Origin of the sequence: Streptomyces sp. NPDC050263, assembly GCF_040655955.1 — a bacterium.
GTDB lineage: Bacteria > Actinomycetota > Actinomycetes > Streptomycetales > Streptomycetaceae > Streptomyces.
Genome location: NZ_JBFAKW010000217.1, coordinates 1 through 8,119, shown reverse-complemented (window position 1 = coordinate 8,119; position 8,119 = coordinate 1). Strand labels below are relative to the sequence as shown.

The window sequence follows — 8,119 nt, the reverse complement described above, 5'->3', positions numbered from 1 at the left end:
TGGACCACAGGCCCCCTCGACCGGACCCGCCGCAGCAGCAGACTCGAACGGCTCAGCTACCGACTCTCCGCCTGAACGAATTGCGCAGCAGAGTCGGTGTCCGAGCCAGGGCTCCGGGGCCAACCAGGGCCGCATCTGCTCCACGTGACCGACGTTCCAGCGGATGGTGCCGTCCGCCGGCCCCGCTGAGGCCCGCGCGAGGACGAACCCGGCCGGCACGTCGGTCTCGAACTGCTCCCGTTCCTCCGCCGAAGCCGGCGGGCGGTACTCGCGCAGGTCCCGTACGACTGCCGGCGCCACCCCGAGCCCCCACCTTCACCCTGGCCGTGGAGCGGTCAAACACAGTGAGAACACTCTAGGTGGCCAAACCTGCTCAGTCGGTCTCCCCACCCCGCGCTGGACGGGTAGTCGCCGGTACCGGGGGACGGCGGGTCCGGGTGCGGAAGGTGCGGCGGTAGGCGTCCGGGGGCACCCCGAGGGTGCGGTTGAAGTGCCGGCGCAGGGTCGTGGCGGTGCCCATGCCGGTGGCTGTGGCGATGGTGTCGATGCTGTCGTCGGTCTTCTCGAGGAGTTCCTGGGCATGGCGGATCCGCTGGGCCAGCAGCCATTGCAGGGGGGTGGTGCCGGTTGCCGCGCGGAAGTGACGGCCCAGGTGGCGTGAGCTCATCCCGGCTCGGCGGGCCAGGTCCTCCACCGTCAGCGGCTGGCCGAGCCGTTCGATGATCCAGGGGAACAGAGCGGTGAGTGGGTGCCCGTCCTGGTCGGGCACCGGGGCGGTGACGAACTGGGCCTGGCCGCCGGACCGGTGTGGGGGGACGACCAGGCGGCGGGCGACGGTGTTGGCGATCGACGAGCCGTGGTCGAGGCGGACGAGGTGCAGGCACAGGTCCAGGGCCGCGGCCTTACCGGCAGAGGTGAGCACAGAGCCGTTGTCCACGTAAAGGACGTCCGGGTCGACCTCGACCTCGGGGTAGCGGGCGGCCAGGACGTCGGTGTGCGCCCAGTGCGTGGTGGCTCGCTTTCCGTCCAGCAGGCCGGCTGCGGCCAGCACGAACGCGCCGGTGCACAGGGAGGCCACGCGTGCGCCGCGCTCGTGGGCCACGCGCACCGCGTCGACCAGTTCGGCAGGCGGGTCCACGTCGACGTCGGCCCAGCCGGGAACGATCACTGTGTCGGCGTCCCGCAGCCGGTCGAGGCCGTGATCGGGCTCCAGGCGGAACGGGCCGAACGGCACGGTGCCCGGCCCGCAGACGGAGAGGTCGTACCAGGGGACGGTGACCGCGGCCGGGGCCGAGCTGAAGACCTCGTGGGCCACGGAGAATTCGAAGTGCAGCATCCCGTGGGTGACGGCCAGCGCGACAGATCTCATGTCTGAAACTGTACGGACCCTGTCGTTTCAGACCATCACGGTTGCGTGTTCAACGACGCCAGGATGGTCGCAGTCGAGAGGTCGTTCGGTCCGAGCACAGGAGAGAAGTCATGGCAGCGGCGCAGACGGTGACGGTGTACGGCGCGTACGGGCACACCGGCCGGTTCGTGGTGGCACACCTGCAAGAGCGCGGATTGATTCCGGTCCTGGCGGGGCGCGATGCCCACAAACTGAAGGCGCTGGCGGACGAGTTCCCCGGGCTCGACGTCCGCCCGGCATCGGTCGACGACCCGGCATCGCTCGACCACGCAGTGGCCGGCGCGGCAGCCGTCATCAACTGCGCGGGGCCGTTCGCCACGACGGCCGCCCCGGTGATCGAGACGGCTCTGCGAGCCGGGATCCCGTACATCGATGTAGCAGCCGAGATCGAGGCCGGCGCCGACGCCTTCGCACACTTCGCGGACCGGGCCCGCGACGCCGGCGCGGTGGTCGTCCCCGCGATGGCGTTCTACGGCGGCCTCGGCGACCTGCTGGCCACCGCGGCGATGGACGACTGGAAGAGCGCGGACGAGGCACACATCGCATACGGGCTGAACAGCTGGGAGCCCACGCAGGGAACACACGCCGCGGGGAAGGTCTCCGTCGAGCGGCGCGGTGGCCGCCGTGTCCGCTTCACCAACGGCCAGCTGGAGTACCACAGCGACGAACTGCCCATCCTGAACTGGTCCTTCCCCGAGCCCATGGGCGCGCGGGCCGTCATCGGCGAGTTCACGATGGCCGACGTCGTCACCATCCCCAGCCACCTTTCCATCCCCGAGGTGCGCACCTACATGACGACCGAGGCGGCCGACGGCGTCACGGGACCGGACACGCCTGCACCCACCGCCGTCGACGAGCACGGGCGGTCCGCGCAGACCTTCATCGTCGACGTCGTGGTGCGCTCCGGCAACGACGAACGCCGCGCCGTGGCCCGCGGCCAGGACATCTACGCCGTCACCGCGCCGCTCGCGGTCGAAGCCGTCGACCGCATCCTCACAGGCCGGACCAGGACGACCGGCGTCGCCTCCGCCGGTGACCTCTTCGACGCACCCGACTTCCTCCGCGCACTGTCCCCGCACATCACCGTGGAACTGCCCCGCTGACGCGCGGGCCGCCCACACCGGCACCTCGCGTGCCGATGACGGGGCCTGCCCTCCCCGCGAGACCCCGCTGCTCTGCGCCCCGATGGAGACATGCGGTGGTGACGGCCGTCCCAGGGCGGGTGGGACATGGCTCTCACGGCGGCGGCAGGTCGTGTGGTCCGGGAACCGTGGGCGCAGGGACACCCTTGTACGCGCCGTCGAGGGCTGTCGACGGTGGTGGCCGTGTGCGGAGAGAGGGCGAATCGCGTGAACGGCACCGTGAAGAATACTGACAGCGATGTACGCCTCGACCGGCTGTGCGGGGAATTCGAGGTGGCCTAAGAACTCCTAACAAAGTGCGAGGTTGACCAGTCGGCGCCAGCAGATGATGCCGCAGGCCAGGCTGAGGAAAGCTTCGTGGATGTCGTCGCGGATCTCCCAGCGGATGCGCAGCCGTCGGAACCAGTGGAGCAGGGCAAAGCTCTGCTCCACCACCCAGCGGTGCACACCCAGTCCGGAACCGTGCTCGACACCGCGCCGCGCGATGACCGGAGTGATCCCCAGGGCCCGTACCTGCTTGCGGTACTTGTCGTGGTCGTAGCCGCGGTCGGCGTAGAGCGCGACCGGTCGTTGTCGGGGCCGTCCGCGTCGGCCGCGGACGGGCGGGACGGCCTGGATCAGGGGGATGAGCTGGGTGACGTCGTTACGGTTTCCGCCGGTCAGCGATACCGCCAGCGGGATGCCGTGCCCTTCGGTGATCAGATGGTGCTTGGAGCCTGTTCGGGCACGGTCGACCGGGCTCGGTCCTGTTCTGGGCCGCCCTTGAGCGCCCTGACGTGCGAGCCGTCGATCACCGCCCTCGACCAGTCCAGCGCGCCGGCGGCGTTCAGCTCGGCCAGGAGCGACTCGTGCAGACGCTGCCAGACTCCCGCGTCGTTCCAGTCACGCAGGCGCCGCCAGCAGGTCATGCCAGAGCCGAAGCCCAGCTCCTGGGGCAAGAACTCCCACGGAATGCCGGTGTACAGCACGAACAGGATGCCCGACAGCACCTTCCGGTCGTCCAGACGCCTGCGCCCCGGGTGATGTGTGCGACGCGGTACAACCGGGAGCAACGGCTCGATCCGCTCCCACAGCCCATCCGCCACGATCCACGGCGGCTGTTCACCCCTTCTCATGTCCAGGCTAGCAACCCATCAGACGCCGCCATTCCAAGGTAAGTTGCGGCTTTTTGTTAGGAGTTCTAAGGCGCTCAGGGCCAGCGCGATGGAATGCCCGAGGGTGAGCGAGGGTGGTACGGGCGATGCGTTTGACGGCGGTCCGCGCGTTGACCAGACCGCGCCGGCGGTTCCCGATCGCGCACAGTGGCGCGGGCAGCAGGAGGAAGAGCAGGAAGAGCAGGTGATCGGTGCCTTCGAGGATGTGGCTCGCGCCGAGCCGGAACATGGCGTGCGTCCCGTCCCAGACGCTTCCGCTCTCCAGGTTGGTGGACGATGGCGTCGTAGTCGAGGACGAAGCGGCGGGGGTCTCCACCCGGAAGGCGGGGTGAGCGTGGCGTGGACGGTGAGCTCACGGTAGGGGCCGGAAGTGCTCTGCCGGCCTGGCCCGTAGTGACGTCACCGAAGGAGACGGTCCATGCCTTCCCCTCGCTGGTGGTGGCGTGCAGGTGGGCTTTCAGGTAGCTGTGGATCGCGGCGGCCTGCTCCGGCGCGCAGCTGCCAGGTGCCCTCCGTGCTCGGCGCGCTCCGCGCCGACCACATCACGACGTCGCGGTGGTCGACTCCGATGCCCGGCTGCTCGGCAAACTCAGGATCAGCGACGACGCGGCGGGCTTCCAAGGCCTGCTGCATCTGCTCGCCGAGCACGGTGACAGCCCGGACGATCCCATCCCGGTGGCGATCGAGACCTCCCGCGGACTCCTGGTCGCCTGCCTGCAAGCCTCCGGACGCCGGGTCTATGCCATCAACCCGATGGCCGTCGCCCGATACCGCGACCGGCATACCGTCTCCCGGAAGAAGTCCGACCACCAGGACGCCGTCGTCCTGGCGAACGTCCCGCGCACGGACACCTAGTTCCACCGCCCGCTGCCGACCGACTCCGCCCTGGTCAGGGCAATTGCCGTCCTCGCCAGGGCTCAGCAGGACGCGGCCTGGGTCCGAACCCGCGCCCACAACCGGCTCCGATCACACCTGCGCGAGTACTACCCCGCGATCCTCGAGGCGTTCGCAACGAAGCGCGAGCGGCTGCTGTCCCGGAAGGCCCGCACGATCCTGTCGACCGCGCCCACTCCGGCCGAGGCCGCCCGACTGACCCGCGGACGGCTGCGGACCGCCGTCACCAGAGCCGGACGTCAACGCCGCGTCGAGGCCGAGACCGACCGGCTGCTTCAGGTGTTCCGCCAGAGCCGCCTTCGTCGGCCCGCCCTGGTCGAGCAGGCGATGGGACGGCAGACACTCGCTCTCGTTGCCCAGCTCGCCGCAGCCTGCCAGGCATGCGACGTCCCCGGCGGGACCGGACGGCGGGTATGCCGCGGATGGGCGGCTTGAGGGCGAGGCTGTCGTGCATGTTCGCACCGGACACGGCGACGGCCAGGGGGACGCCCTGGGCCTCGGACAGCACGTGCAGTTTGCTGCCCTTCTTGCCGCGATCGACCGGGTTCGGCCCGGTCGGCGATCCCCCTTTTAATGCCGCACGAACATCAAGTCACGTGAGACAACCTCTAAGCCTTGATCGGTGCTGCCGACCTGGCGGCCTGCTCGATCTTCGCGCAGTAGGCTGCACGGGCTTCCTCGTCGATCTGCTTCTCGTGTTCGGCGCGCAGCCCGGTCCGGCCGTCGAGGCCCTCGCGGAGGATATCGGCGTGCCCGGTATGCCGGATGGACTCTCCGAGGACATGGACCATGACGGCGAACAGGTTCGTGTTGGAATAAGGCTCCGGCCACCACGGCACGTGGCCTGGGGCGTCGAGGGGGAGCGCGGTGATCGTCGCGTCAGAGTGTTCCCACGTGCGCCGGTAGAACGCGATGATCTGATCGCGGGTCTCGCCCTCGGTCGCCCACAGGTCGTTGCCGTTGTATTCCTGCCACCGGGGCAGCGGTTCCGGGGAAGGGCGGTCGAAGACCTCGCCGAAGTACCTGGCCTCGACGGTGGCCACGTGTTTGACCAGGCCGAGGAGGTTGGTCCCGGTCGCTGTCAAAGGTCGGCGGGCGTCGTATTCGGACAAGCCGTCGAGTTTCCAGAGCAGCGCCTTGCGGTCCCGCCGCAGTCTCCCGTGCAGGTTGTCTTTCGCGAACTCATCGATCATGCGGCATGAGCCTGCCATGGGCTGCTCGCGGTCTCAAGATCCCGTACGTGGTCCGCAACGACAGGCAGAGCCGAGGCCTGGTCATGGCCACCGCCCTGACCTGCTACAAGAAGGGCGCGAAACGTGCCACGTGAGACAACCCCCAAAAGAGCGTTTTGTCCCGGCGAGGTTGTTTGGTGGCGGTTCTCGGGGTGGGTGGGGCTGCGGCTGCCGAGGCGAGAGTGGTCGATGCGGCCTGTGCGACAGGAGACTCCATACCTCCGCCCGTTCGAGTCGAGTCGCTCCTGTCTGATCACAGAGCGCCCCCGGTTGACGCTGTTTGCACCCTGAGGATGCGTCGTGCCCGACGGCACTACCGAAACATGACGCGACAGCGCCCGCGTCCCAGCGACCTGTCCGATGCCCGCTGGGAGTTGATCGGCCCCACGCTCACCGCTTGGCGGGCCGAGCACAGAGCCAAGGGCCTGGACATCGGCCGCCCACCCGAGCACGACCTGCACCGCATCATGGACGCCGTTCTGTACGTCGACCGCACCGGGATCCCCTGGCGGTAGCTGCCGCACGACTTCGCACCGGGGGAGACGGTCTACGGCTACTTCGCCGCCTGGCAGAAGGAGGGTGTCTTCGACCGGCTCAACGGCCTGCTGCGACGCCTGGCGCGTGAAGCCGAAGGCCGGGACGCCGAGCCGAGCGCCCGTGTGCTGGGCGCGCAGAGCATCAAGACCTCCGCCCACGTGCCAGCGGCCGGCCAGGGCATCGACGCCGGAAGGAAAATCGCAGGTCGCAAGCGTCACATCGGCGTCGACACCCGCGGCCTGCTGCCGGCCGTCCGGGTGACCGCGGCGAGCGTCTCCGCCAACGCCGGTGGCATGCACCTGCTCTGCCGGATCTCCGCCACAACCCCCCGAGTGACCAAGGCGTGGGCCGACACCGGCCACCGGATGCAAGCCATCGACCACGGCGCCCGCCCCTGAATCGACGTCGAAGTCGTCCAACGCGGCCCCGGCGTCAAAGGGTTCAAGATGATTCCCCGACGTCGGGTGATTCCTCACGGGCTTCGGCGAGCCTTACCCGGGCTATTGACGTGGCAGCGACAACGGTGGCTTGATGAACCGTACGCGCTTATGGGAGCGCTCCCATAAGCACGTACACCGCACTCCCACTCCTGCCCCACTTCGGGAAGGACACCCCGTGCGCAGCAGACACCACCCCGTCCTCGCCGCTGTCCTGGCCGCCCTGCTCGCCTTCGCCGCCGGTTTCGGCCTGACCGGCGCCCCGTCCGCCGCCGCCGCGACCCCGGTACGGATCATGCCGCTCGGCGACTCCATCACCGGCTCCCCGGGCTGCTGGCGCTCCCTCCTCTGGAACCAGTTGCAGAACGCCGGTTACACCGACATCGACTTCGTCGGCACACTGAACGCCCAGAGCTGTGCCCTCACCCACGACGCCGACAACGAAGGCCACGGCGGCTTCCAGGCCACCGCCACCGCCGACCAGAACCTGCTCCCCGGCTGGCTGGCGGCGACCCTGCCAGACATCGTTGTCATGCACTTCGGCACCAATGACGTCTGGAGCAGCATCGCGCCGGACGCCATCCTCGCCGCGTACACGAAGCTGGTCGGCCAGATGCGGGCCGGCAACCCTGCGATGAAGGTGCTGGTCGCCCAGCTCATCCCGATCAATCCGAGCAGCTGCGCCGAGTGCGCCGCTCGTACAGTGGCCTTCAACCAGCGCATTCCGGCCTGGGCCCAGGGCATCACCACCGCGCAGTCGCCGGTGACCGTCGTCGATCAGTGGACGGGCTTCGACACGGCCACCGACACCTATGACGGTGTCCACCCCAACGCCTCCGGCGACGCCAAGATGGCGGCCCGCTGGTACCCGGCGCTGTCGGCCCTGCTCACCCCGGGCGACCCCGGGGACCCCGGGGACCCCGGAAACGGTGGCTGCTCGGCGGCCTTCCGGGCGGTGTCGGTGTGGCAGGGCGGCTACCAGGGTGAGGTGACGGTCACCAACACCTCGTCCACGGCGGCGATCTCTTCCTGGGCGGTGACCCTCGTACTCCCGACGGGCAGCCGGCTCACCCAGGTCTGGAACGGCTCGCTGACCGGGACGACGGTACGCAACGCCGGATGGAACGGCACGGTGACGGCGGGGGCGAGCACCGCCTTCGGCTTCCTCGCGAGTACGTCGGCGGCGGCGGGCCCGCCTACGGCGACGGCCATGTGTTCGGCGTCTTAGTGGTCTGCGTCGTAAGTCCTTCGGGGGTTGACTTCGGTGTTGCTTGTAGGCGTGCTCGCACTCAGCTGTTGAGGGTGGTGAGGTGGA

At 69.3% G+C, this 8,119-nt stretch carries 8 protein-coding genes and 2 pseudogenes; 5 read left to right on the top strand and 5 right to left on the bottom strand.

Going from position 1 to position 8,119, the window contains the following annotated elements:
* Positions 1 to 373: 373 nt before the first annotated feature.
* Positions 374 to 1,369, bottom strand: coding sequence for a helix-turn-helix domain-containing protein (locus tag AB0J04_RS44585; protein ID WP_363174442.1), 996 nt, complete (start codon positions 1,367 to 1,369; stop codon positions 374 to 376).
* 110 nt (positions 1,370 to 1,479) lie between these two features.
* Between AB0J04_RS44585 and AB0J04_RS44580 the strand changes: the two genes are divergently transcribed.
* Complete coding sequence (locus AB0J04_RS44580) at positions 1,480 to 2,511, top strand: saccharopine dehydrogenase NADP-binding domain-containing protein (RefSeq protein WP_363174441.1); 1,032 nt, start codon at positions 1,480 to 1,482, stop codon at positions 2,509 to 2,511.
* 327 nt (positions 2,512 to 2,838) lie between these two features.
* Here AB0J04_RS44580 and AB0J04_RS44575 read toward each other — a convergent pair.
* Both AB0J04_RS44575 and AB0J04_RS44570 read right to left on the bottom strand, forming a co-directional pair.
* Positions 2,839 to 3,665, bottom strand: a protein-coding gene (locus tag AB0J04_RS44575; protein ID WP_363174440.1) for an IS5 family transposase whose coding sequence is annotated in 2 segments (ribosomal slippage) — positions 2,839 to 3,305 and positions 3,305 to 3,665 — 828 coding nt in all. Because the reading frame shifts where the segments join, the coding sequence is not laid out codon by codon here.
* A gap of 7 nt (positions 3,666 to 3,672) precedes the next feature.
* A complete protein-coding gene (locus AB0J04_RS44570) occupies positions 3,673 to 3,933 on the bottom strand; it encodes a HupE/UreJ family protein (protein ID WP_363174439.1) in 261 nt (86 codons plus the stop codon).
* Positions 3,934 to 4,169: 236 nt separating this feature from the next.
* On the opposite strand from AB0J04_RS44570, the gene AB0J04_RS44565 reads away from it, so the two are divergent.
* Positions 4,170 to 4,559, top strand: a complete 390-nt coding sequence (locus tag AB0J04_RS44565; RefSeq protein ID WP_363174443.1) for a transposase — start codon at positions 4,170 to 4,172, stop codon at positions 4,557 to 4,559.
* Positions 4,560 to 5,040: 481 nt separating this feature from the next.
* On the opposite strand, the pseudogene AB0J04_RS44560 reads toward AB0J04_RS44565, so the two are convergent.
* A pseudogene (locus AB0J04_RS44560) lies at positions 5,041 to 5,184 on the bottom strand (IS5/IS1182 family transposase); the annotation flags it as partial.
* A 22-nt stretch (positions 5,185 to 5,206) separates the two neighbouring features.
* Positions 5,207 to 5,791, bottom strand: coding sequence for a DinB family protein (locus tag AB0J04_RS44555; protein ID WP_363174438.1), 585 nt, complete (start codon positions 5,789 to 5,791; stop codon positions 5,207 to 5,209).
* Between the two features lie 5 nt (positions 5,792 to 5,796).
* Here AB0J04_RS44555 and AB0J04_RS44550 point away from each other — a divergent pair, with 5 nt between their 5' ends.
* From AB0J04_RS44550 to AB0J04_RS44540, 3 genes and pseudogenes are all read left to right on the top strand, one after another.
* Positions 5,797 to 5,925, top strand: a complete 129-nt coding sequence (locus tag AB0J04_RS44550) for a hypothetical protein (RefSeq protein WP_363174437.1) — start codon at positions 5,797 to 5,799, stop codon at positions 5,923 to 5,925.
* 228 nt (positions 5,926 to 6,153) lie between these two features.
* Positions 6,154 to 6,837 (top strand): annotated as a pseudogene (locus AB0J04_RS44545) (IS5 family transposase); the annotation flags it as partial.
* 145 nt (positions 6,838 to 6,982) lie between these two features.
* The gene (locus AB0J04_RS44540) at positions 6,983 to 8,032 is read left to right on the top strand and encodes a GDSL-type esterase/lipase family protein (protein ID WP_363174436.1); all 1,050 of its coding nucleotides are present in this window, start codon (positions 6,983 to 6,985) and stop codon (positions 8,030 to 8,032) included.
* Positions 8,033 to 8,119 lie beyond the last annotated feature (87 nt).

What these genes read in the sequence shown, in the direction of transcription:
- AB0J04_RS44580 (WP_363174441.1), top strand. Translation starts at nt 1,480, where the DNA reads ATGGCAGCGGCGCAGACGGTGACGGTGTACGGCGCGTACGGGCACACC.
- AB0J04_RS44555 (WP_363174438.1), bottom strand. Translation starts at nt 5,791, where the DNA reads ATGATCGATGAGTTCGCGAAAGACAACCTGCACGGGAGACTGCGGCGG.
- AB0J04_RS44585 (WP_363174442.1), bottom strand. Translation starts at nt 1,369, where the DNA reads ATGAGATCTGTCGCGCTGGCCGTCACCCACGGGATGCTGCACTTCGAA.
- AB0J04_RS44550 (WP_363174437.1), top strand. Translation starts at nt 5,797, where the DNA reads ATGAGCCTGCCATGGGCTGCTCGCGGTCTCAAGATCCCGTACGTGGTC.
- AB0J04_RS44570 (WP_363174439.1), bottom strand. Translation starts at nt 3,933, where the DNA reads ATGTTCCGGCTCGGCGCGAGCCACATCCTCGAAGGCACCGATCACCTG.